General features: G+C 69.2%; 26 protein-coding genes and 1 pseudogene. 13 read left to right on the top strand and 14 right to left on the bottom strand.

The features are described from left to right. Positions 1 to 4 precede the first annotated feature (4 nt). A complete protein-coding gene (locus tag P0R32_RS14425; protein WP_276237726.1) occupies positions 5 to 262 on the top strand; it encodes a DUF7533 family protein in 258 nt (85 codons plus the stop codon). A gap of 31 nt (positions 263 to 293) precedes the next feature. Here P0R32_RS14425 and P0R32_RS14420 read toward each other — a convergent pair whose 3' ends face one another. The 5 genes from P0R32_RS14420 to P0R32_RS14400 all read right to left on the bottom strand — a co-directional run bounded on the left by P0R32_RS14420 (position 294) and on the right by P0R32_RS14400 (position 6,324). Beyond that, positions 294 to 1,496, bottom strand: coding sequence for a M24 family metallopeptidase (locus P0R32_RS14420; protein ID WP_276237725.1), 1,203 nt, complete (start codon positions 1,494 to 1,496; stop codon positions 294 to 296). After that, entirely contained in the window at positions 1,497 to 3,350 is a 1,854-nt protein-coding gene (locus P0R32_RS14415) for a UvrD-helicase domain-containing protein (protein ID WP_276237723.1), read from the bottom strand. A gap of 150 nt (positions 3,351 to 3,500) precedes the next feature. After that, positions 3,501 to 3,689 (bottom strand): HVO_0416 family zinc finger protein, encoded by a 189-nt coding sequence (locus P0R32_RS14410; RefSeq protein ID WP_276237722.1) that lies wholly within the window; start codon positions 3,687 to 3,689, stop codon positions 3,501 to 3,503. 156 nt (positions 3,690 to 3,845) lie between these two features. Beyond that, positions 3,846 to 5,381, bottom strand: a complete 1,536-nt coding sequence (locus P0R32_RS14405; RefSeq protein WP_276237721.1) for a carboxypeptidase M32 — start codon at positions 5,379 to 5,381, stop codon at positions 3,846 to 3,848. An 88-nt stretch (positions 5,382 to 5,469) separates the two neighbouring features. Beyond that, entirely contained in the window at positions 5,470 to 6,324 is an 855-nt protein-coding gene (locus P0R32_RS14400; protein ID WP_276237720.1) for a deoxyribonuclease IV, read from the bottom strand. Between the two features lie 139 nt (positions 6,325 to 6,463). Here P0R32_RS14400 and P0R32_RS17965 point away from each other — a divergent pair. Further along, positions 6,464 to 7,164, top strand: a pseudogene (locus P0R32_RS17965) (DUF4396 domain-containing protein). Between the two features lie 81 nt (positions 7,165 to 7,245). Next, positions 7,246 to 7,791, top strand: a complete 546-nt coding sequence (locus P0R32_RS14385) for a peroxiredoxin family protein (protein WP_276237719.1) — start codon at positions 7,246 to 7,248, stop codon at positions 7,789 to 7,791. 6 nt (positions 7,792 to 7,797) lie between these two features. On the opposite strand, the gene P0R32_RS14380 is transcribed toward P0R32_RS14385, so the two are convergent. Beyond that, positions 7,798 to 8,670, bottom strand: a complete 873-nt coding sequence (locus P0R32_RS14380; protein ID WP_276237718.1) for a lipoate--protein ligase family protein — start codon at positions 8,668 to 8,670, stop codon at positions 7,798 to 7,800. Between the two features lie 247 nt (positions 8,671 to 8,917). On the opposite strand from P0R32_RS14380, the gene P0R32_RS14375 reads away from it, so the two are divergent. The 5 genes from P0R32_RS14375 (at position 8,918) to P0R32_RS14355 (ending at position 12,524) form a co-directional block, all read left to right on the top strand. Beyond that, positions 8,918 to 9,400, top strand: coding sequence for an LEA/WHy family protein (locus P0R32_RS14375; RefSeq protein WP_276237717.1), 483 nt, complete (start codon positions 8,918 to 8,920; stop codon positions 9,398 to 9,400). Beyond that, positions 9,400 to 9,825, top strand: coding sequence for a hypothetical protein (locus tag P0R32_RS14370; protein ID WP_276237716.1), 426 nt, complete (start codon positions 9,400 to 9,402; stop codon positions 9,823 to 9,825). The genes P0R32_RS14375 and P0R32_RS14370 overlap by 1 nt, the downstream gene beginning before the upstream one ends. A gap of 85 nt (positions 9,826 to 9,910) precedes the next feature. Continuing rightward, positions 9,911 to 10,828, top strand: a complete 918-nt coding sequence (locus P0R32_RS14365; RefSeq protein WP_276237715.1) for a serine/threonine-protein kinase RIO2 — start codon at positions 9,911 to 9,913, stop codon at positions 10,826 to 10,828. Positions 10,829 to 11,051: 223 nt separating this feature from the next. Beyond that, complete coding sequence (locus tag P0R32_RS14360) at positions 11,052 to 11,642, top strand: 50S ribosomal protein L15e (RefSeq protein ID WP_276237714.1); 591 nt, start codon at positions 11,052 to 11,054, stop codon at positions 11,640 to 11,642. Positions 11,643 to 11,822: 180 nt separating this feature from the next. Beyond that, positions 11,823 to 12,524, top strand: coding sequence for a rhomboid family intramembrane serine protease (locus P0R32_RS14355; RefSeq protein WP_276237713.1), 702 nt, complete (start codon positions 11,823 to 11,825; stop codon positions 12,522 to 12,524). Here the strand turns inward: P0R32_RS14355 and P0R32_RS14350 are convergent. From P0R32_RS14350 to P0R32_RS14340, 3 genes are read right to left on the bottom strand one after another with little or no spacing between them, the layout of a single operon-like run. Continuing rightward, entirely contained in the window at positions 12,518 to 13,123 is a 606-nt protein-coding gene (locus P0R32_RS14350) for a uracil-DNA glycosylase (RefSeq protein ID WP_276237712.1), read from the bottom strand. The two genes, P0R32_RS14355 and P0R32_RS14350, sit on opposite strands and share 7 nt — an antisense overlap. Positions 13,124 to 13,153: 30 nt before the next feature. Further along, positions 13,154 to 13,813 (bottom strand): endonuclease dU, encoded by a 660-nt coding sequence (locus P0R32_RS14345; protein ID WP_276237711.1) that lies wholly within the window; start codon positions 13,811 to 13,813, stop codon positions 13,154 to 13,156. A gap of 34 nt (positions 13,814 to 13,847) precedes the next feature. Beyond that, the gene (locus P0R32_RS14340) at positions 13,848 to 14,018 is read right to left on the bottom strand and encodes a DUF5786 family protein (protein WP_276237710.1); all 171 of its coding nucleotides are present in this window, start codon (positions 14,016 to 14,018) and stop codon (positions 13,848 to 13,850) included. 113 nt (positions 14,019 to 14,131) lie between these two features. Here P0R32_RS14340 and P0R32_RS14335 point away from each other — a divergent pair, with 113 nt between their 5' ends. Then, positions 14,132 to 14,764, top strand: a complete 633-nt coding sequence (locus P0R32_RS14335; protein ID WP_276237709.1) for an MBL fold metallo-hydrolase — start codon at positions 14,132 to 14,134, stop codon at positions 14,762 to 14,764. Positions 14,765 to 14,901: 137 nt separating this feature from the next. On the opposite strand, the gene P0R32_RS14330 is transcribed toward P0R32_RS14335, so the two are convergent. Further along, the gene (locus P0R32_RS14330) at positions 14,902 to 15,051 is read right to left on the bottom strand and encodes a 50S ribosomal protein L40e (RefSeq protein WP_276237708.1); all 150 of its coding nucleotides are present in this window, start codon (positions 15,049 to 15,051) and stop codon (positions 14,902 to 14,904) included. Between the two features lie 72 nt (positions 15,052 to 15,123). After that, on the bottom strand, positions 15,124 to 15,390 hold the full coding sequence (locus tag P0R32_RS14325) for a thioredoxin family protein (RefSeq protein ID WP_276237707.1): 267 nt from the start codon (positions 15,388 to 15,390) through the stop codon (positions 15,124 to 15,126). A gap of 120 nt (positions 15,391 to 15,510) precedes the next feature. Here P0R32_RS14325 and P0R32_RS14320 point away from each other — a divergent pair, with 120 nt between their 5' ends. The 3 genes from P0R32_RS14320 (at position 15,511) to hisE (ending at position 16,686) form a co-directional block, all read left to right on the top strand. Next, positions 15,511 to 15,672, top strand: coding sequence for a preprotein translocase subunit Sec61beta (locus P0R32_RS14320; RefSeq protein WP_276237706.1), 162 nt, complete (start codon positions 15,511 to 15,513; stop codon positions 15,670 to 15,672). A 61-nt stretch (positions 15,673 to 15,733) separates the two neighbouring features. Beyond that, positions 15,734 to 16,351 carry a pyridoxal 5'-phosphate synthase glutaminase subunit PdxT gene (gene pdxT / locus P0R32_RS14315; RefSeq protein ID WP_390219175.1) on the top strand — a complete coding sequence of 206 codons (618 nt, stop codon included), beginning with the start codon at positions 15,734 to 15,736 and terminating at the stop codon, positions 16,349 to 16,351. After that, on the top strand, positions 16,348 to 16,686 hold the full coding sequence (gene hisE / locus P0R32_RS14310; RefSeq protein WP_390219177.1) for a phosphoribosyl-ATP diphosphatase: 339 nt from the start codon (positions 16,348 to 16,350) through the stop codon (positions 16,684 to 16,686). The genes pdxT and hisE overlap by 4 nt, the downstream gene beginning before the upstream one ends. 57 nt (positions 16,687 to 16,743) lie before the next feature. Here the strand turns inward: hisE and P0R32_RS14305 are convergent, their stop codons facing one another. From P0R32_RS14305 to phnD, 3 genes are all read right to left on the bottom strand, one after another. After that, positions 16,744 to 17,829 carry a PhnE/PtxC family ABC transporter permease gene (locus P0R32_RS14305; RefSeq protein WP_276237705.1) on the bottom strand — a complete coding sequence of 362 codons (1,086 nt, stop codon included), beginning with the start codon at positions 17,827 to 17,829 and terminating at the stop codon, positions 16,744 to 16,746. Further along, the gene (gene phnC, locus P0R32_RS14300) at positions 17,826 to 18,581 is read right to left on the bottom strand and encodes a phosphonate ABC transporter ATP-binding protein (protein ID WP_276237704.1); all 756 of its coding nucleotides are present in this window, start codon (positions 18,579 to 18,581) and stop codon (positions 17,826 to 17,828) included. The genes P0R32_RS14305 and phnC overlap by 4 nt, the downstream gene beginning before the upstream one ends. Before the next feature lie 131 nt (positions 18,582 to 18,712). Continuing rightward, a complete protein-coding gene (gene phnD / locus P0R32_RS14295) occupies positions 18,713 to 19,660 on the bottom strand; it encodes a phosphate/phosphite/phosphonate ABC transporter substrate-binding protein (RefSeq protein WP_276237703.1) in 948 nt (315 codons plus the stop codon). A gap of 181 nt (positions 19,661 to 19,841) precedes the next feature. Here phnD and pheA point away from each other — a divergent pair, with 181 nt between their 5' ends. Next, positions 19,842 to 20,663, top strand: a complete 822-nt coding sequence (gene pheA / locus P0R32_RS14290) for a prephenate dehydratase (RefSeq protein ID WP_276237701.1) — start codon at positions 19,842 to 19,844, stop codon at positions 20,661 to 20,663. Positions 20,664 to 20,715: the final 52 nt, after the last annotated feature.

The following is a 20,715-nucleotide window of genomic DNA, read 5'->3' as shown; positions in this document are numbered from 1 at the left end:
TCCTGTGGCACTCGGCATCCTCGAACAACTCGGCCTCGCGGCGACGCTGATCTTCGCGCTCCCGGTCGCAGTCTACGGGATCCAACAGATCGTCGACGGCCAGACCGCCCTCGGCGTCGGCGTGCTCGTCGTCGCCGCCCTCATGGTCCTGCTCCCGCGGCGCCTCACGACGCCCGACGACGTGCCCGGCACGGTGGCCGAGAAGGCCGTCGGCTCGGTGGTCAAGGCGCCGGGCGAGTCGTCGGACGAGTCTGAAGAGTAGCGACCCTGGGAGCGGACCCCGGGAGCGCCGGTCAGTCCCGCTTCTGCGGCACCAGCGAGAACGGGTACTCGCCGAGGAACTCGAAGCCGTCCCCGGTGACGACGATCAAGTCCTCCAGGCGGACGCCGCCCTCTGAGGGGTCGTACACCCCCGGCTCGATGGTGAGCACGTTCCCCGCTTCCAGGTCCTCGTCCGCCGTGAGCGACGGTCCTTCGTGGAGCGAGACGCCGACGCCGTGCCCCGTCGAGTGGGTGAAGCCCACCTCGCTGGAGTCGACGCGGAACCCGTGGGCCGCCAACTCGGCGGCGGCCTCCTCGTGGACCGTGGCGGCGGGGACGCCGGCGGCGACCTCCTCCAGCGCGGCCTCGCGGGCGGCTTCGACCGCGAGGTACGCCCGGCGGTCCCACCCGCCCTCGGGGTCGACCGCGAACGTCCGCGTCACGTCGCCGTAGTAGCCGTCGGGGCCGCGCGGCGACACGTCGAGCAGGACGGTCTCCCCCGGTCGGATCACGTCCGTGCCAGTGTAGTGGAGGTCGGCGGCGGTCGCGCCTGCACCGATCACGGTGTTGCCCGCGTCGCGGACCCCGTGGGCGGCGAGCACCTCGTTCACCTGTCGGCGGAGGCGCTCGGTCGAGAGGACGCCGCCGTTCCAGCGCACCTCGTCGCGGTCCGGGTCGACGGTCGCCTCCGCGAGCACCGTCTCGGCCCGTCGGATCCCGCGGATCGCCGCGCGCTGGACGCGACGGAGGCGATCAAGTTCGGCGGTTGTCTTCGTCTCGCGAGCACGGGCGACTGCGTCGGTCGAGGCGACCTCGTAGCCGGCGTTCTCCAGGTAGACGGCGGCGTCGTGGGGGATGCCCTGCGGGACGAGCACCGTCCCCGAGTCGTGACCGGCGTCGGCGAGTGCGGCGGCCGCGCGGACGCCCGCGGGGTCGCCTTGCCGGTCGACCCCGACCGTGTCGCCCGGGAATTCTCGACGGGCCTGCTCGTCGAACAGCGCGGGTGCACACAGTGCGGTGTGGGGGGCGCCGTCGCTCCCGAGCGTCAGGACGAACGCGTAGTCGCGGTCGGGCCCCGAAAAGCGGGTGAGGTAGCGGAGGTCGTCGTCGAAGCGGTCGCCGACGGCGACGCACCCGACGGCGTCGCGGGCGGCCAGTTCGTCGGCGAGTGGGCCGTAGTCGGTCCCGGGTGCGTCCGGATCGCCGTCGTCGTCGACGGAGTCCGCGTCGACCATCTACGCTTCTGGCTCGGGCGCCTCGGCCGTCTCGACGATCTCGTCGACGATCTCCTGCGGGTCGCCCTCGCGGACCTCGTTGTGGAGGACGACCGAGATGGGGAGCGTGGGGGCGCCGTTGACGAGGTTCTGCATGAGGACGAGGCGCTCGCGGGCGCGGGACATCCCGACGTAGAACACGCGGCGCTCGTTGTCCGTCAGGACGGGGACCGGATTCGTCGACTTCGTGAACTCCTCGCCGTCGACGCCGGTGACGTCGAGGCCGTTCTGCTCGGCCTGGGCGGCCATCTGCTCGACGACCTTCTCGGTGAGGTCGGTGTTGACGAACACGTGGTCGGCCTCGCGACCCTTCGCGGAGTGGATCGTGCCGAGGCGGACGCGGTCGGAGTCCTCGCCGGTGTAGTCGCCCGCGAAGTACGCCTTCAGCGACTTGCGCTGGAAACTGGTGATCTTGCGGGCCATGTCGGCGGCGGCGGGGCCGTCGGGCATGAACGGCACGCGGTCGGTGACGTCCTCCGGCGACAGCGGGATCTCCGCGAGGTCGTCCTCCTCGGCGGTCTCCTCGACCTCGTCGAGGAAGTCGTACAACTCGTCGCGTTCGTTGGAGCCGAACGCCGAGTCTTGCAGGATGTCGGCGAGACGACGCGCCTGCAGCGCCGTCAGCGCCTCGTCGCGCTCGACGGCTTCGACCGCGCGGACGTAGTCGTTGAGGCGGTCGGTCCACATCCGCTGGTCGGTGAGACACGAGAACGGAATCCCCTCGGAGATGAACTCGTCGATGAAGTCGAACATCTGGTAGCGCGCCCGGAACAGCACCATCACCGTCTCGTCGTCGGTGGACTGGATCGTGTGGCGGACGTTACGCACGAGGTCGAGCATCGACGGCGAGTCGACGGCCTCGACGACGCCGCCCTCCTTGCGCGGCTTGAGGTCCTTCTCCTGTCGCTTCTCGATGTGACGGATCTCCGTGTTGACGACGTTGAGGATGTTGGAGGGGAGGCGGTAGGAGTTGGGGAGCACCTCGTCGTTGTCGACCTCGGTGTCGAGCAGGAGTGCGGGGTCGGCGCCCTGCCACGCGTACACGACCTGGTCGTCGTCACCGGCGATGAGACACGACTTCATGTGGGGCTTCCACTCCTGGTACACGTCGTACTGGAGCGTCGTGATGTCCTGGAACTCGTCGATGACGAGGTGGTCGACGTTCGGGAGCAGCGAGCGCTGCTTCACCCGTTCGAGCATGTCGGCGAAGCCGACCAGCCCGTTGTCGCCCTTGTAGGCGCGCCACGCGCGGATCGCCTCGGGGACGTCGAGGCGGTCGTCGTCACCCGGCCACGTCGGGGTGTACTTGTTCCCCTCCTGGGCGTTGGGGTCGATCTCCGGCGGGAGGCGCACCTCCTCGACGTCCCACTGGAAGGGGACGTCGTACCAGTCGGCCACGTCGCGCTTCGTGCGCTGGAGCCACTGGGAGGTGGCGATGACCTTGTTGCCGAGCGTCGTCGACCGCGCGGTGCGGCGACCGCCGCCGGAGTACTCGTCCTCGTACTCGACGCCGTAGTCGTCACAGAACTCCTCTTTGTCGTCCTCGCCGACGACGTCGCCGCGCGAGAGGTTCAACAGTTCGTACGACTTCGCGTGCATCGTCGCGACGTTCCCCTGGAGGTGCCGGGGGGTCGTGTCGAGGCGTTCGGCGAGGCGTTCGCGGATCTCCGCGGCCGCCGCTCGCGTGTACGAGACGACGAGGATGTCGCGCATCTCCGCGCCCTCGTCGATGAGTCCCTCGACGCGGTCGAGGAGCGCGGTCGTCTTCCCGCTGCCGGGGCCACCGAACAGGCGGGTCACCGTCGGTTCGCTCATTACCGTGTCCTCTCGGTCACGACTCATAAGCGACGTGGCTTCCGCTCGTGACCGACGTGTCCGGGTCGCAGAAGGTCGATGCCACCCCGTCACGGTGTCCGGCGGACACCGGGGGTGGGAACGAACGACGGTGCTACGGGCCGCGTGTGGTCAGCGACCGACCTCCGGTCGCCAGCCGCACACCGAGCACTCCACAGCGTCGCCGTCGTGGAGACCGCCACAGTCGGGACACTGTTTTTTGTTATACGACTCCTCCCATCGGGCTGTCTCTACGTCGTGGCCGCGACTGGTCAGGAACTCGTCGAACAGGTCGCCGTTCGGGCTCGGTGCCGACGCCATACATGGTACGCTATACCATGGTAGAACATATACCTTCTGGCGAGTCTCTCGAATCTGAAACCGGCGGAAGGCGGAGGTAGTCGGCGGGAGAATCGTCGCGGTCGGTGTTCTCGCGGTCCCCAACGGCCATCGCGGTCCCTGGGGGCGTCGCCGCCGCTACAGGTCGTACAGGTCGCCGAACTTCTCCTCGACGTAGTCGAGGAAGTACTCGGCGGTGAGCGGTTCGCCGGTGGCCTCCTCGACCAACTCGTCGGTCGGGTAGCGGCGGCCGTGGCTGTGGACGTTCTCGGTCATCCACTCCCAGAGCGGTTCGAGGTCGCCCTCGCGGATCAGGTCGTCGACGCGGTCGTCGCCCAGTTCCGCGCGCATCGCGTGGTCCAACTGCGCCGCCAGCACGGAGCCGATGGTGTACCCCTGGAACGCGGCGAAGCGACTGCTCCAGTGGATGTCCTGCAGACAGCCGTCGGTGTCGGTCGGCGGGACGACGCCGAGGTAGTCGTCCATCTTCTCGTTCCACACGGCGGGAATCTCGTCGACGCCGATGTCGCCCTCGACGAACGCGCGGTCGATCTCACACCGGAGGATGATGTGGAGGTGGTAGGTCAACTCGTCCGCCTCGACGCGGATGAGGTTGTCCGGGTAGATCTGGTTGACCGCGGCGTACGCCTCGCGGGCCGTGGCGTCGGTGCCGAGGTGGTCGTTCGCCTCCTCGACGAACCCCTCCCAGAACGGTTCGGTGCGGGCGACGTGGTTCTCCCAGAACCGGCTCTGGCTCTCGTGGACGCCCGAGGACAGCGACGCGCCCAGCGGTTCGCCGAAGCGGTCGTCCGGCAGGCCCAACTCGTAGCTGGCGTGGCCGAACTCGTGGACGGTCGCGGTGAACGCGTCCATCGGGTCCTCGGGCTTGAACCGAGTGGTGATCCGAGCGTCGAACTGGTTGCCCGAGGTGAACGGGTGGGCGGACACGTCGAGGCGCCCGCGGTCGTCGGGGTACGCCAGCAGGTCGAGCACGGCGTCCGAGAGGCCGCGCTGGGTGTCGTCGTCGTACGGGCCGGCCGCGACGAACGGCGACGGGAGGTCGACGGCCGAGTCGGCGATGTCCTCGATGAGCGGGACGAGCCCCGCCTTCAGTTCCTCGAAGATCTCCTCCAGGCGCTCCAGCGGCAGGTACGGTTCGCCGTCCTCGTACATCACCTCGTAGGCCGGGCGGTCCGGGTCGATGGCCTCGGCGCGCTCGACGTGGAGGTCACGCAGCGTCTCCAGCGTCGGCGCGAAGTGGGCGAAGTCGTCGTCGGCCTTCGCGTCCTGCCACACCTGTTGGCTGTGGGACTGCTGTTCGGTCAACTCCTCGACCAACTCCTCCGGGAGCGACCGGTTCCGGTCGTGCCGGCGTCGGACCTCGCGGACGTTCGCGGCCTGCTCGTCGTTCAGGTCGGCGTCCTCGGCGGCGTCGAGCGCGTCGGCCATCGCGTCGCTCGTCAGTTTCTCGTGGGTCGTCGCCGACAGCGCCGACAACTGCTTCCCGCGGGCGGGGGTGCCGCCGGTCGGCATCATCACCTGCTGGTCCCAGTAGAGGACGCCGGCGCCGCTCTCCAGGTTCGCCACGCGCGCGTAGCGGTCCATGAGATCGCGGTACGCCTCGGGGGCGTCGTCGGTGACCGTCGACTCGAGGTCGGTCTGTGGAGGTGCCATGCACCGCGGTTGTCAGCGGGTGGCAAGAAGGTGGGGTTGCACCCGCCGGTTCGCCGGATCCTCGGGGTCGCGCCAGGGGTCTCGCGCCTCAGTACTCGCGCAGGTCCTTCACGCGCTGGATGTTCCACGCGAAGCCCTTACCGTCCTCGGTGGGTGTCTCCAACACGAGCGGCACGTCGCGCAGGTCGTCGTGGTTGACGAACGCGCGCATCCCGTCCTCGCCGATGAGTCCCTCGCCGATGAGGGCGTGCTCGTCTTTGTTCGTCCCGCACGCGTGCTTCGAGTCGTTGAGGTGGACACACTCCAGGTGCTCCAGTCCGACGACCTCGTCGAGTTCGGCCACCGTCTCGTCGACGCCCTCGGGCGTCGAGAGGTCGTACCCGGCGGCGAACGCGTGGGCCGTGTCGAGACAGATGTCCAGATCCTGCTCGGAGCGCTCCAGCACCGCCGCGAGGTGCTCGAAGTCGCCGCCGAGTTTCGTGCCCGACCCGGCGTCGGACTCGACGAGCACGGTGACGCCCTCGGGAATGTCCAACTCGTCCAGCGCGCTCGCGGCGTTGTCGAGCCCCTGCTCGACGCCGGCGCCGGTGTGGGCGCCGAGGTGGACGTTCACGTACGGGATGTCGAGTTTGTCGGCAGCGTCGACCTCCTTCTGCATCGAGTCGATCGACTTCTGGCGGAGGCCGTCTTTCGGCGTGCAGAGGTTGACGAGGTACGACGAGTGGATCACCCACGGCCCGACGCCGTGCTCGTCGCTCAGGCTCCGGAAGCGTTCGGCCTCGTCGTCGTCGATGTTCGGGTCCTGCCACACCTGCGGGGAGTGGGTGAAGATCTGGCCGCAGTTGCCGCCGTCCTCGACCAGCGCGTCGACGGCGTTGAACGTGCCGCCGGCGATGGACTCGTGTGCCCCGACGCGGAGGTCGGAGTCGCTGTCTGCGCTCATGGCAGTCGGTGACGGGTCGGGGGGCAAAGCGGCTTCGGAAGCGGTCGCCGCCGCCGGCACGTGACCTCGGCTGACTCCCGCCCCCGCAACTGGCCACCGAGCCTTTCGGTCGCGCTCGTCTACCGCCCCGGCGCACAGGATGCAGGTGAGCGAACTCGTCGCACGACTCGAACGGGCGTTCGAACCGGCTCGGGAGGTACTCGTCCCGGTGTTGTCGGACCCGGTCGTGATGGGCGCGTGGGCGGTGGTCGTCGCCGTCTCCGTCGGCGTCCTGCTGTGGGACCTCCGAGCCCGCAACGAGGCGCTCCCGTCGCTGATGAAGGCCGTGTGGGCCCTGACGGTCGTCTACTCCGGACCGTTCGGCCTCGCGGTGTACTGGTACGCCGGGCGCACGCAGATCCCCGAGGACTCGCTGGTGCGGCGGGGGTTCCGATCGACGGCCCACTGCTACTCCGGCTGTGGCGCCGGCGAGGTCACCGGGATTCTGCTCGCGCAGGGGTCCTCGGCCTCGCGGTCGGGTGGGTCGCGGCGGCGACGTTCGGGTTCGCGTACCTGTTCGGCTTCGGGCTGACCGTCGGGCCGTTGATGCAGGAGGGCGTGGGGCTCCGTGAGGCGGTCGTCGACGCGTTCTACAGTGAGACGCCGTCGATCACCGTGATGGAAGTGACCGCCATCGGCACCGACCTCCTGCTCGCGGCCGACGCCCACGTCGGCGACCTGCTGTTCTGGGGGGCGCTGGCGTTCTCGCTGTCGGTCGGCTACCTCGCGGCGTTCCCGGTGAACGCCGCGCTCGTCCGCGTCGGCGTCAAGGAGGGGATGGCCAACCCCGCAAACCTGTGAACGGCGCGACGAGGACGGCGCTTCTCAACCGCGACACTCGGGGCCGTACGCTTATCCGAGCCCCGGGCGTGAGTCGCACAGATGCCACCCTCGGACACACCGCCGCCGGCAGAGCCGCTGGACGTGGGCGACCGAGCACCGGCGTTCGAGGCGACACTCGTCACCCCCGAGGGAGAGACGCGTGAGACCAACTTCGCCGAGTTGCTCGACAAGCCAGTCCTCCTGAGCTTCTACACCGTCGACTTCAGCCCGGACTGCATCGAGGAGTGGTGCACCTTCCGCGACTTCGACTGGTTCGCCTCCGGCGAGGAGGTGAACGTCGTCGGCGTCTCGAAGTCCGGTCCCCGACTCCACCGGCGGTTCATCGACCGGTTGGACCTCGGCTTCCCGCTGTACGCCGACACCGACCTCGCGGTCTCGGAGGCGTTCGGCGTCGCCTACCGGACGTTCGGCGTGTTCCGCCGGTCGCGGCGCTCGTGTTTCCTCGTCGACGAGGACGGCGAGATTCGGTACCGGTGGCTCGGCGAGCACTGGCTCGACCCGACGCGGGACACGCCGCCGGTCGGCGAACTGCACGAAGCGGTGCAGGCGGAACTCGCCGACGACCCAGAGACGTTCGGCTTCTGACGGGCGCTATCGGCCGCCCGGTCGCTCGCGCACCCACTCGTCGCTGCGGTACTTCTCGGCCGCTATCTCCTCGGCGCGCGCCAGCTCCGCGTCGGTCCACGCGCCCTCCTCGGCGTCGGCCCACGTCGCCAGCGCGTCCTCGAAGGCGGCGACCGCCTCCTCGCGGGTCGCAGTCGCGTAGTCTGTGATCCCGCCGACGCGCTCGGCGAACTCGTCTTCGTTGACGCCGTGGTCGCGGAACACCGCGAGGTGCTCGGCGGGCTTGGCGTCGAACGTCACCGAACCGTGCTGGATGACGCTCGCCTCGCGGCGGTACTGGGCGTTGCCCGACAGCTTCCGCCCGGCGCCGCCGTCGGCGCACACGTCGTGGGCCGGGTGGAGCGCCCGGAGGTAACAGGCGGGGTGGTAGATGGCGGGCCGCTCCGACTCGGCGTAGTCGGCGTCGACGCCGAGCGTGCGGAACGCCGCCAGCACCGGCTCACACAGCAGGTGGTAGGCGTCGAGGAGGTCTCCCGGGAGTTCGTCTGCGGGCGCGGTGATGGAGTAGGAGATGTCGCCGTCGTGGTCGTGGTAGATGCCGCCGCCGCCGGTCTGGCGACGCGTCACGTCGACGCCGGCGTCGGCGCAGTGGTCCCAGTCGACCGTCTCCGGATCTTGTGTGTACCCCATCGACAGACACGAGGGATCCCAACGGTACACGCGGACCGTGCGCGGGCCGCCGTCGGCGGCGGTCTCGGCGGCCACCTCGTCGAGCGCCATGTTCAGGGGGCCGGGGCGGGCCTCCTCGCGGATCAGTCGCCACTCGCGGTCGGCGAGGGGCCCGGCGGCGACGGCGGCGCCTGCGGACTCGGGGACCTGCTCGACGTCCGAATCGCTCATACCGACGGTGTGTCGCCGCGGGGGAAAGAGCCGCCGGTCGGCACCCGCCCGCCGGACCCGGCTGGTTTCGTGGACCGGCGTCTCCGGGCCGTTCGCCCTCGCCAGTGACAATCGCGCGAACGAGCGATTCTGACTGGTATTATTTGGACAACTGCGTTTCTAACTATGTTATATAAAACTACGTCTGTTATTTTGGGCTAAATTGGGCAACAGTACAATTATGTGGTAGCAACGTCAGTCTGATATCATGTGGGTGCCCCTCGCGGACAGACGCACCAGCCTCGTGGTGGTGGGCGTTCTCGCAGTCGTCTCGGTCGCCGTGGCCGCGCCGGTCGTCTCCAGTCACGTCGCGGCGAACCACCTCGACCGGGTGACCGTGACCAGCCAGTCCGTCTCGGCGACCGACGACGGGTCGGAGCTTCGGGCGACACTCCGGCTGACGAACCCGACGCCCGCGGCGATCACGGTCCCCGATCGGGGTGGCATCGCGAGCGTCCGTGCGTCGAACGACGACACCACCCTGACGAGGCTCCGAGGCGTCTCCGTCGACGGCGCGACCGTCCCCGCGGGCGGGTCGGCGAGTATCACGCTCGGCTTCGACGTTCGCGAGGACCACCGCGAGCGAGTGGCCACCGACCTCGGCAGCGTGACGCTCACCGGGACGGTCCCCGCCGACGTCGGCGGTCGGTCGACCGCGTTGTCGGTCGACAGCACCGCGGGGGTGCGATAGTGGCGGAGATTCGCGACGCAGCGTCGATTCCAACGGTGGTCGGCCTCGGGGCGGGGTTCGCAGTCCTCGGCGGCCTGTTGACGTTCGCGTACGTCCAAGGTGGGTACTACCCCGACGCGCTCGCCGTGCCGCGGGGGGTGGTCATGGCGGCTGTCGTCGTGGGCGGCGTCTGCCTCTCCGGGCTCCGGATTCGGCTCAGACACTCGATCGAAGCGCTGCTCGTCGCCATCCCGCTCTCGCTCGTGGTGTACGTGACGTTCCTCCTGTTGCCCCAACTGCTCGCGGGCTGGTCGTTCGACCTGCTCTCGCTGTACTTCACCTACGGCACGGGCGGGCGAGGGATCGCCGCGTGGGTCGTCACGTTCCCGCTCCCCTTCGTGTTCGGCTTTGCCACTCACCTCGTCGGCGACGAACTCCTCAACTGACGGGCGTCGACCCACCGCGCGCCTCGCGGTCGGTCGCGTCGCCGCCACGAACGCCTTTTCACCTCCGAGCGACCAACACTCGGTAATGGTCGGGAACGTCGCCGAGACGATGGCGGAGCTCGAGCCCGAGGACTTCTATCTCCTCTCGGGCGTCGAGCAGGGGATGCGTTTCTCCGAGTGGGTGAACGTCGAGAAGATCCCCGGCTACGCCGGACTCTCGGAGGAGAACGCGGACTACCGGATCGACCGCTGTGCCGACCGCGACCTCATCCGGCGCAAGACGATCCAGTACGAGGGGTACCAGCTCACCTTCGAGGGGTACGACGCGCTCGCGCTCCACACGTTCGCCGAGCGCGAGACGGTCACCGGGATGGGCGCGCCGCTGGGAGTGGGCAAAGAGAGCGACGTGTACGAGGTGGAGACGTACCGCCCGATGGCGCTGAAGTTCCACCGCGAGGGGTACACCAACTTCCGCGAGGTGCACAAAGAGCGCGACTACACCAGCGACAACCACCACGTCTCCTGGCAGTACACCGCCCGCAAGGCCGCCGAGCGCGAGTACGGCGCCTTGGAGGACCTGTACCCGAACGTGTCGGTGCCGCGTCCCATCGACCACAATCGGCACGCCATCGTGATGGAGAAGCTCCCCGGGCCGGAACTGGCGAAGGCGAAACTGCAGTCCGAGCAGGTCGTTGGCGTCCTCGATCTGGTCCTGCGCGAGATGGACCTGGCGTACCGCGCGGGCTACGTCCACGCGGACATCTCCGAGTACAACGTCGCCGTCAGCGACGACGGCGTCGTCATCTTCGACTGGCCACAGTCGGTCGAGACGGACCACGAGAACGCCGACGAACTCCTCTTGCGCGACGTGGACAACATCCTGAGCTACTTCGCCCGGAAGTACCCGAGCGAGATGCCCGAGGTCGACCCGCAGACGGTGACGGACGCGATTCTGGACGGCACGTTCGAGTCGGTGCGGGCGTTCGCCGAGTCGGAGGCGTGAGTCGGCGACGCGTCGGCGACGCGACTCGTCGCTCGCGAGCAGGCTGTGACCAACTCACAGAGCGACGACGCGAAACGTAGCCCTTAACAGCCGCAACGCGGAACTACCACCAACTCGCTGGCAGGTGGGCCGCCAGTGGGCACCCGGTACGCCGGGACGAAATGTGACCGCTCGGGGGTCCCTCGACGCGGTTGAATCGCAAGCGCCCGCGGAGCACACCACAATGGCACGAAGCTTCTACTCCCACATCAAGGAAGCCTGGCGGAACCAGGACGAGGGCAAGCTCGCGGAACTGCAGTGGCAGCGCAAGCAGCAGTGGCGCGAGGAGGGCGCCATCGTTCGGATCGACCGACCGACCCGCCTCGACAAGGCGCGCGAACTCGGCTACAAGGCCAAGCAGGGCGTCGTGATGGCGCGCGTCTCCGTCCGCAAGGGCGGCGCGCGCAAGCAGCGCTTCAAGGCGGGCCGCCGCTCGAAGCGCCAGGGCGTCAACCGCATCGGTCGCCGGAAGTCCATCCAGCGCATCGGTGAGGAGCGCGTCTCGCGCAAGTTCCCGAACCTCCGCGTGCTCGCCTCCTACCCGGTGGGCCAGGATGGCTCCCAGAAGTGGTTCGAGGCGATTCTCGTCGATCCCGAGCACCCCGCAATCGAGAACGACGACGAACTCAACTGGATCTGCGACGACTCCCAGAAGGGTCGCGCGTTCCGCGGCCTCACGAACGCCGGCGCCTCCAACCGCGGTCTCAACCAGCGCGGCAAGGGCACCGAGAAGACCCGCCCGTCCGTGTCGAGCGGCAACCGTCACGGCAAGTAGACGCGTCGCGCTCGCGACCGCCGTTTCTCGTATTTCTTCCACTCACCAGCGACGCGGTCGTCCGGGCCGTCCGGGCCGGCCGGGCATCCGGGAGGTGAGTCCCCAACCGAACTGCGTCGTTCGACGCTCCCGCCACGATCCGAGGAAGTGCTAAGGAGGCAAGGCCCCGAGTCGGGGTCGATGCAGTCGGACCGCGCCGTCGACGCACCCGACGACCTCCCCGCGTTTCTCGGGCGCCTCCGCGACCAGTACCGGGCGGCGCACACCGGGACGACGCTGACGCTGGTGGCGCTCACCTCGGCGGTGTTCCTCCTCCAACTAGTCGGGACGGCGCTCACCGGCGCCGACTCGGTCCGTCAACTGACCGCGTACCTGTTCCTCGAGGGCGGCGACGCGGTGTACCTACTGTCGCTGTTCCTCCACCGTGGGCCGCTCCACTTCCTCTCGAACGTTCTCGTCCTCCTCGTCCTCGCCCCACAGGAGCGCCACTTCTCGCCCGGGGGGTACTGGACGTTCGTGGCGACGGCGGCGGTCGCGTCGCTGGCCACCGGGTACGCGGTGCTGCTCGCGTACAGCCCCCAACCGAACGTCGCGTTCTACGGGATCAGCGGCCTCGGCTACGCGCTCGCGGGCTTCGCCCTCGCGAGGGGCGTGCGCTTCCGGGACGGCCTCTCCGAACTCGACCTCGTCGCGGCCGCCGTCGGCGTCACCTCGACCGTCGCGGTCGCGGCGAACCTCCTCGTGAGCCTCCCCGACGCCCCGGTGGCCGTCAACGGCGGGCACCTCGCGGGGGTGGTCGTCGGCCTCGCGACCGGTGCCGTGTGGCGGCGCCGCTCGGGAGTCGACGCGGCGGCGGAGTCGAGCGCCGACGACGCTCAGTAGTCGCCGAGGCTGGCCTGCCCGCCGTCGCCGTCGGCGAGCCCCGACAACTCGGCTGCGCGGGCGATGGTCTCCGCGAAGGCGTCGGCCTGACTCCGGTCGTACAGCGTCGCCGCGGGGTGGAGACACACCAGCAGGCGCACCGCGGTGTCGCCGACGCGCGCGTCGAACACCTCGCCGTTCTCGCTCGTCACCGCGACCGAGCGGTCCAGCAGGTGTTGGGACGGCACCTTCCCGAGCGTGACGACGAGTTCGGGGTCGACCCGCGCCAACTCCTCGGCGAGGTAGCCGCGACAGTTCGCCAGTTCGTCGGTCTTCGGGTCGCGGTTGTCCGGCGGGCGACAGCGCACGCAGTTGGTGATGCGCACGTCGGCGCGCGCGAGACCGGCGTCGCGCAGGGCGTCGTCGAGCACCGTCCCCGAGCGACCGACGAACGGTTCGCCCTCGCTGTCCTCGTTGGCGCCGGGCGCCTCGCCGACGAACACGAGGTCGGCGTCCGTCGGGCCGACGCCGTTGACGATCCGAGAGCGCGACTCGACGAGCGCGGGGCACCGCTCGCAGTCGGTCACGCACAGATCCGCGTCCAGCGACTGCTCGCTCATACCCGAACGCCGGCCGGCGCGATGGTAAACTTACCCGTCTCCCGCGTCGCCAGCGGGGTCACTCGCCGGCGGGCCGGGGTCGTGGAGGTACGACCGACCGGCCCGCGCGGCGAGTTTCGCCACGCGAAGCGGTTCGGGGCGTCGTCGCCCCTCGGGGGTGTGCGCCCGGACGACTCGCCGGGCCTCGGCGTCGTCGACGCCGACCGCGCGGACACACAGATCGGGTTCGGCTCCGCCGTCGTCGCCGGCCTCACCCTCTCCGTCGTCAGGATTGAGCACGACCGGGTGCCGGTCGGGGAGCGACCGGTAAGTGGCGAGGCGGGCGTCGAGCGCCGCGCCGTCGAAGTGCGCGCGGAGGTGCGGTTCGAGTCCGTCGCTGGCCTCGAAGGCGACGGCCACCACTGGCCGGTCGGTGGCCTCGTGGACCGCCGCGAGGTCGACGACGTTGAACCACGCGGGTGCGACGCCGGCCACGAGGAGGTGGCGCACGTCCTCGCGAGCGAGTCGCTCCCAACAGTCGATCATGGCGGCGGTCGCGTCGGTGCCGCCGACGCTGCACGTCGAGAAGGAGAGGCCGTCGACCACCCGGTCGGCGCGGACGACGGCGCCCGCGACGGTCGCGTGCGCCGGCCCGTCGTCGCCGTCGCTCGCGGAGACGGCGACGCCGAGCGCGCGCGAACCGGGAGTCACGGTCGGGTCGGCTGCCGGAGTCGACGCCCGCCGGTCACTCCTTCATCTGCTCGAGTTTGTCGAGGAGTTCGTCGTTGTCGGCTTCGAACTCGAACTCCACGTCGCCGTCGTGGTCGGCCTCGCCGCCGCCGACGGTGGCGCTGTCCAGGTCGGAGTCGACCTGCTGGTTCTCCTGTTCGGACTCGTCGTAGCTCCCGAAGCCCATACTCGTGTGGAAGTAGCCGATTCCGACTGAAATATCTGGGGGTCGTCTCGGGATGGTGACACGTGTCTGCCGGGGCAGGTCGGCTTTTACGGCTCCGCACCGACGCCCGGGACATGAACGCCGTCTGCGTCACCAGCGACGCCGAGGACTTCACGTGTAACGCCTACTTCGTCGACGGCGCGGTGCCGACGCTCGTCGACGCCGGGAGCATGCCGGACGTCGCGTCGGTGATCGCCGAGCACACCGACGAACTCGACCGGGTGGTGCTCACGCACCAACACCACGACCACGTGGGCGAACTCGACGCGGTGTTGGACGCGTTCGACGCCGAGTTGTACGCCTACGGCGAGCACCCGCGCCGCGACCACGCCCTCGAAGACGGCGACGAGGTCGCCATCGGCGACGAGACTGCGGAGGTCGTGTACACGCCGGGCCACGCCGCCGACCACGTCTCGCTGGTCGCGGAGACGGCGGTGTTCTCGGGTGACGTGGTCGTGTACAACGACGGCGCCTTCGACGACGGGTCGTTCGGGCGGACGGACATGCCGGGGCAGTCGCGCGAGCGCCTCATCGAGAGCCTCAACGACCTGCTCGACCGACTCCCCGACTCCGTCGAATCGCTGTACGCCGGTCACGGCGACGCGTTCCACGCCGACTCCGAGGAAGACGGCGACGACGTGCGCGACGTGATCGAGCGGGCGCGCTCGCGGGCCGAGCGGCGCGAACCGAAGTACCCCGAGGAGTGAGGCGCCGACAGGAGGATAGTGGGGCGCCGCCGAGAGAATCGTGAGGCGCCGGGCCCGCGCGACCGACCGCGTGTGGCCGTCGCTGGACGCGGAGTCTCCGAAGAACTGTGTCGCCGGGCGGCGCCCGGCGCGCGGCGTTATGCGGTCCGGGGCTCCTTCGCCTTGGGGCGCAGGCGGCTGTAGCCGCACTTGCGGCAGTGCTTCGCGCGCTTCGGGTTCCGCGCGTTACACCGCATGCAGATGAGTTTGTCGAGGATGCGGGCCTCGGCCGCGTCGAATTTCGCCATACGTGTTGTCAGCGGTTCCGTCCGTGTTAACGGTTGCGAGTCGGATCCGGTGTTCGGCGGTCGGCGGTCTCGTTACGCGCCGGCGCTCGCGAGTGCCTCCTCCAGGTCCTCGCGCTGGGTGACGCCGACGAAGCGGTCGACGACGCCGTCGTCGTTCTCGATGATGAGGGTGGGGAGCGAGCGCACCTGGTACTGGTTCGCAATCTCCTGTTCCTCCTCGACGTCGACCTTCTCGAAGTCCACGTCGGGGTAGTCCTCGGCCAGGTCGTCGAGGATCGGGTCCTGAGTCTTACAGGGGCCACACCAGTCCGCGTAGAAGTCCTTGAGTCGGACGCTCATACCGTCGGTCCGTAACGACGGCCCGCGCATAAGGATTACTCACCGGTGGCGCCGTCGCTCGGTCGGTGCCGGTCGGCGGGGGTCGAAAGGCTTAGGCGGCCCACTCGCCAGGGTGCGTGTATGAGCAGCGGCCAGAACAGCGGCGGCCTGATGTCCAGCGCGGGGCTCGTTCGCTACTTCGACGCGGAGGACCGCAACGCGATCCGGATCGACCCGAGAACCGTCGTCGCCTTCGGCGTCCTGTTCGGACTCCTCGTGTTGATCCTCGGGTTCGCCGTCTGAGGCACCCGTCGACCGACGAACGAACGACAGCTTTTCACCCGCCCCGCGTCGACTGCGACGCATGAAAGCGGGCGTTATCGCCGTTCAAGGCGACGTCTCCGAGCACGCCGACGCGGTCCGCCGCGCGGCTGCGAGCCACGGCGTCGACGCCGAGGTCGTCGAGGTCCGCGACGCCGGCGTCGTCCCCGACTGCGACGTGTTACTCATGCCGGGCGGGGAGTCGACGACCATCTCGCGACTACTCCGCGACGAGGGGATTGACGAAGAGATCGTCGCCCACGTCGCCGCCGACAAGCCCCTCCTCGCCACCTGTGCGGGGCTCATCGTCGCCTCGCGCGACGCCAAAGACGACCGCGTGGCGACGCTCGACGTGCTCGACGTGAGCGTCGACCGCAACGCGTTCGGGCGGCAGGCGGACTCCTTCGAGGCGCCGCTGGACGTGGCGGGCCTCGAGGAGCCGTTCCCCGCCGTGTTCATCCGCGCACCCGTCATCGACGAGGTCGGCGAGGGCGTCGACGTGCTCGCGTCGTGGGACGGCGACCCGGTCGCCGTGCAACAGGGCTCGGTGATCGCCACCTCGTTCCACCCGGAGTTGACGCCCGACTCGCGGATCCACGACCTCGCGTTCTTCGGGCAGGCACACGCGCCGGAACCGACGGACGCGGAGGCGGACGCGTGAGCGACGACGACGGCGGCAGCGGTGAGCCGACCGAGTCGGACGCGGTCGCCGACGAGGAGGTGCTCGACGCGCTGTTCGCGACGATCGAGGACCGCAAGGAGCGACTCCCCGAGGGGTCGTACACTGCGTCGCTGTTCACCCACGAGAAGGGGGAGAACGCGGTGCTGGAGAAGATCGGTGAGGAGGCGACCGAGACGATCCTCGCGGCGAAAGACGACGACGACGAGGAACTGCGCGCGGAGGCCGCGGACCTCGTGTACCACCTGCTCGTGCTGTTCGCACGGAAGGACCTTGACCTGGCGGACCTACGCGGCGAGTTGCGCGAGCGCTTCTGAGAACGAGTCGGTCGCGGCCGATCCACGCCCGGGTGAGACGGCAGTTGACGACGCTGTCTACTTCTTCGTGCCGCCGGTGCCCATCCACTTGCCGCCGTCGAGCAGGTCCTGCACGGTCTGGACGAGCGACTTGCCGTCGTGCTCACCGGGGCGGAGGCGCGCGCGAAGGCGCGAGGAGACGAGTTCGACCGAGAGGACGATCACGATGACCATCAGCAGGCCGGCGGCGGCCTGGTCGAACGCGAGCAGCGAGAGGCGGCCCTTCACGTACTGACCGAGGCCGCCCGCGCCGACGACACCCAGCGAGACGGCGATGCGGACGTTGATCTCCAGGATGTACAGCGTCCACGCGACGAACGAGGAGGACACCTGCGAGAGCATCCCGAACACGACCGTCTGCGGGGAGGAGGCGCCCGTCGAGGAGATGGCCTCGATCGGTCCCTCTTCGATCTCCTCCAGTTCGTCGGTGAACAGGCGACCGAGGTTCCCGACGGTGTCGGTGCCGATGGCGAGCATCGCGCCGACGGGGTTGATCCCGACGAGCGGGACGTAGATGAGCACCCACACGAGCGCGGGGATCGAACGGATGGTGCTCATCGTCCCGCGGAAGATGAAGTTGAACGGGTACGGCACGACGCGCTCGGAGCCGAGCACGCCGAACAGGAGCGCGAGCGGGAAGCCCAGCACCGTGCCGGTGATGCCGATGACGATGGTCGTCACGGCGCCGCCGACGATGGTGAGCCCCTGGTCGCGGTTGAGCACCGACTCCAGCAGCGAGCCGGGGTTGGCGAACGAGCCGAACAGCGCCGACCAGCCGTGAAGCCCTTGCTCGACGGCGTACAGCGTCACGAAGTGGAAGTCGGGCGAGAGGAAGTCAGTGATGTTCTCGAAGAAGCGGGGGAGTTGGCTGACGACCTCCGCGAGCGTGAACCCGAGGAACGTCATCCCGACGGTCTGTGCGACGAGCAGGCCGACGATGCCGAGCACGAGCAGTGCGCGACCGATCAGCTGTGCGCGCTCGATGCTCGCGAGCGACTCCTCCAGTCGGCTCACGTCGCCCGTCAGCCCACTGGTGTCGGTCGCGTCGGCGGTGCCGCCGTCTGGGGCGACTTCGTCGTCGGTACCGGCGTCCGGGGCCGTCATTTCGCCACCTCTCGTGCTAGGTCGGCCTCCGGGGAGTCGTCGTCGTAGTAGATCTCGTCGACGACGTCCATCGTGAGGTCGTCTTTCCCGCCGTCGAACACGAGGCCGCCGTCGCGCAGGCCGATGTAGCGGTCGCCGAACTCGCGAGCGATCTCCACCTGGTGGAGGCTCGCGATCGTGGTGAGGTTGCGCTCGCGGGCGGCGCGCTTCATGTAGCTCATGACCTCCTCGGCGGCTTTCGGGTCGAGACTGGCGACCGGTTCGTCGGCGAGAAGGAGGTTCGGCTGCTGGACGAGCGCGCGGGCGATACCGACGCGCTGCTTCTGGCCGCCGGACATCGACCCGGCGCGCTGCTGGGCCTCGTCGAGCAGGCCGACGGTCTCCAGCGCGTCGAGCGCGGCGAGTTTGTCCTCGCGCTCGTACCACGTGAGCACCGAGTCGAGCAGGCCCGTCCGCGAGAGGGCCCCGGTGAGCGCGTTGCGGTACGCGCTCATCGTCTCGATGATGTAGTGCATCTGAAACACCATTCCGATGTCGTCGCGGCGGCCGGTGATCTCCTCGTCGCCGATGGACACCGACCCCTCAGTGGGGGTGGTGAGTCCGTTGAGGAGGCGCAACAGCGTCGACTTCCCGGCGCCCGACGGGCCGAGGAGCACGACGAACTCTCCGTCCGGGATCTGGAACGAGACGTCGTCCAGAGCGACGGTGTCGCCGTACCGCTTCGTGAGGTTCTCCACCGAGACGGCTGGCATTGTGACAGGATACGTGCACTGTGGTTTGACCGTTACGGAGTCGCGATCGCGTGAAAAAGGGTGTAGCGCGGCTCACCGGGCCGAAACGGGGCGAGCGCTCGGTCGAAGAAACGGAGCGCGAACGGGTCCGGTTACTCGTTGCCCTGGTTCAGCAGGTCCGTCGACAGGCCGAGTTCGTTGGCCACGTCGACGACCGGCTGGTACGTCTCGCGGTCGGCGGCGCGCACGCCGTCGAACCAGAGGTCGTCGTCGGTGTCGGCCTCGCCGTCGGCGCCCATGTACGCCGAGTCGGGGGCGTCCTCGAGTCGGGTGACGATGGCGTTCTTCTCCTCCTCGGAGAGTTCGGGGCTGACGATCATCGGCGCGCGCGGGATGCCGCTCTCGCGGGAGACCTCGCGGACGCCCTCGACGTAGTCGCCCTTCCCGTAGTCCCACGCGATGAACCGACCGACGCCTGCGGCGTCGATCTGTTCGTTCTGGAGCGCCTCGAACGCCTGCGCGTGGCTGGACCACGTCGCCTCGAAGTCGGCACCGCTCGTCGAGGTGGGTGCGTCGCCGATCGAGAGGCCGGCCTCCTTGAGCTGGTACAGGGGGTACAGCGACCCGGACGCGGACGTCATGTCCGCGAAGCCGATCTTGCCGCCCTCGAGGTCCGTCAGGCTCTCGATGTCGCTGTCCTCGCGGGTGATGATGACCGAGTGGTAGTCCCACGAGCCGTACGCGTGCCGCTGCAGCGCGATGTCACACTGGCCGGCGTCGACGCCGAGCGCCGCCGCGAACGGGCCGGTCTCAGCGATGTCCGCCGTGCCCGAGCCGAGACCCTGCAGGACCGCCGTGTAGTCGGCGGCGTAGTTGAACTCGACGGCGGTGTCGCCCTCGATCCCGCCCTCGAGGTAGTTGAGGTACGGGTTGTATTGGCTCCGCATGTAGTCTTGCGGCTCAGACGGCGAGACCATGAACTCGACCGTGCCGTTGCCGTACGCTTGGCTGCCGAAGTTGCCGATACATCCGGAGAGGCTCATGCCGGCGCCGACCGTCGCCGCTGCACCCGTCCGCTTGAGGAAGTCGCGTCGCTCCATTACGTCATTTGCTCTAAAATTGTATTTCATAAACCTTCCCGTTCGAAGTCGTATTGCTGTTGTATCGCATACTAGTGGCTCCAGAGCGCTCCGGACGCCGTCCACCCGTCGGTACGGTCACGCCGGCGACAATACTGACACACCCGGTGTCCTTATCGGGGACGGCGGCGGACGGCGGGGTATGCAGGCAGTCACGCTCGGTCCAGCGGGCACGTACTCTCACCGCGCCGCGCGGGCCGTCGCCGACGACGTTGCGTTCCGCGAGTCCGTCACCGCTATCGTCGAGGCGGTCGCCGACGGCTCGTACGCTCGCGGGGTCGTCCCGGTGGAGAACAGCATCGAGGGGAGCGTCACCGAGAGCCTCGACGCGCTCACGGAAGCGGACGTAGCGGTCGTCCGCGAAATCGTCACGCCGATCCGGCACGCGCTGCTCGCGCAGGCGGAGACGTTCGACGTGGTCGCCTCCCACTCGCAGGCGCTCGCGCAGTGTCGCGACTACCTGGAGCGAGAGTACCCAGACGTGCGGCGCGAGGCCGTCGCCTCCACCGCCCGCGGCGTCGAGCGCGCCCGCGAGGACCCGACGGTCGCCGGGATCGGTCACCCAGCCAACGCCGCGGCGGACGACGGCGGTGTCGACCTGCGCGTGCTCGCGGAGGACATCCAGGATAAGTCCTCCAACGCCACCCGTTTCCTCGTCGTCGCACCCGAGGAGGAGCGGACCGAGGCCGGCGGGAAGAGCTCCGTCGTCGTCTACCCCGGCGCCAACTACCCGGGGCTGCTGCTGGAGCTGTTGGAGGCGTTCGCCGACCGCGACGTGAACCTCTCGCGCATCGAGTCGCGCCCGAGCGGCGAGCGCCTCGGTGACTACCTGTTCCACATCGACTTCGAGGCGGGGCTGTACGAGCAGCGTGCCCGCGAGGCGTTGGCCGACGTCGAGGACCTCGTCGGCGACGGGTGGGTGCGGGTGCTCGGGTCGTACGACACCGAGCACGTGGTGTACTGACCCGAGGCGGTATTGGTGGGGAAGACCGCCGAGGTGTACCGACCCGCGGCAC

The sequence above is a fragment of the Halobaculum marinum genome, from assembly GCF_029338555.1.
Classification (GTDB): domain Archaea; phylum Halobacteriota; class Halobacteria; order Halobacteriales; family Haloferacaceae; genus Halobaculum; species Halobaculum marinum.
Note: the sequence above shows the minus strand (reverse complement) of the source record. Positions and strands in the feature narration are given on the sequence as shown.

Coding starts and splice junctions, on each gene's coding strand:
- P0R32_RS14420 (WP_276237725.1), bottom strand. CDS start 1,496: ATGGTCGACGCGGACTCCGTCGACGACGACGGCGATCCGGACGCACCC.
- P0R32_RS14415 (WP_276237723.1), bottom strand. CDS start 3,350: ATGAGCGAACCGACGGTGACCCGCCTGTTCGGTGGCCCCGGCAGCGGG.
- P0R32_RS14410 (WP_276237722.1), bottom strand. CDS start 3,689: ATGGCGTCGGCACCGAGCCCGAACGGCGACCTGTTCGACGAGTTCCTG.
- P0R32_RS14405 (WP_276237721.1), bottom strand. CDS start 5,381: ATGGCACCTCCACAGACCGACCTCGAGTCGACGGTCACCGACGACGCC.
- P0R32_RS14400 (WP_276237720.1), bottom strand. CDS start 6,324: ATGAGCGCAGACAGCGACTCCGACCTCCGCGTCGGGGCACACGAGTCC.
- P0R32_RS14385 (WP_276237719.1), top strand. CDS start 7,246: ATGCCACCCTCGGACACACCGCCGCCGGCAGAGCCGCTGGACGTGGGC.
- P0R32_RS14380 (WP_276237718.1), bottom strand. CDS start 8,670: ATGAGCGATTCGGACGTCGAGCAGGTCCCCGAGTCCGCAGGCGCCGCC.
- P0R32_RS14375 (WP_276237717.1), top strand. CDS start 8,918: ATGTGGGTGCCCCTCGCGGACAGACGCACCAGCCTCGTGGTGGTGGGC.
- P0R32_RS14365 (WP_276237715.1), top strand. CDS start 9,911: ATGGTCGGGAACGTCGCCGAGACGATGGCGGAGCTCGAGCCCGAGGAC.
- P0R32_RS14360 (WP_276237714.1), top strand. CDS start 11,052: ATGGCACGAAGCTTCTACTCCCACATCAAGGAAGCCTGGCGGAACCAG.
- P0R32_RS14355 (WP_276237713.1), top strand. CDS start 11,823: ATGCAGTCGGACCGCGCCGTCGACGCACCCGACGACCTCCCCGCGTTT.
- P0R32_RS14350 (WP_276237712.1), bottom strand. CDS start 13,123: ATGAGCGAGCAGTCGCTGGACGCGGATCTGTGCGTGACCGACTGCGAG.
- P0R32_RS14340 (WP_276237710.1), bottom strand. CDS start 14,018: ATGGGCTTCGGGAGCTACGACGAGTCCGAACAGGAGAACCAGCAGGTC.
- P0R32_RS14335 (WP_276237709.1), top strand. CDS start 14,132: ATGAACGCCGTCTGCGTCACCAGCGACGCCGAGGACTTCACGTGTAAC.
- P0R32_RS14330 (WP_276237708.1), bottom strand. CDS start 15,051: ATGGCGAAATTCGACGCGGCCGAGGCCCGCATCCTCGACAAACTCATC.
- P0R32_RS14325 (WP_276237707.1), bottom strand. CDS start 15,390: ATGAGCGTCCGACTCAAGGACTTCTACGCGGACTGGTGTGGCCCCTGT.
- P0R32_RS14320 (WP_276237706.1), top strand. CDS start 15,511: ATGAGCAGCGGCCAGAACAGCGGCGGCCTGATGTCCAGCGCGGGGCTC.
- pdxT (WP_390219175.1), top strand. CDS start 15,734: ATGAAAGCGGGCGTTATCGCCGTTCAAGGCGACGTCTCCGAGCACGCC.
- P0R32_RS14305 (WP_276237705.1), bottom strand. CDS start 17,829: ATGACGGCCCCGGACGCCGGTACCGACGACGAAGTCGCCCCAGACGGC.
- phnC (WP_276237704.1), bottom strand. CDS start 18,581: ATGCCAGCCGTCTCGGTGGAGAACCTCACGAAGCGGTACGGCGACACC.
- phnD (WP_276237703.1), bottom strand. CDS start 19,660: ATGGAGCGACGCGACTTCCTCAAGCGGACGGGTGCAGCGGCGACGGTC.
- pheA (WP_276237701.1), top strand. CDS start 19,842: ATGCAGGCAGTCACGCTCGGTCCAGCGGGCACGTACTCTCACCGCGCC.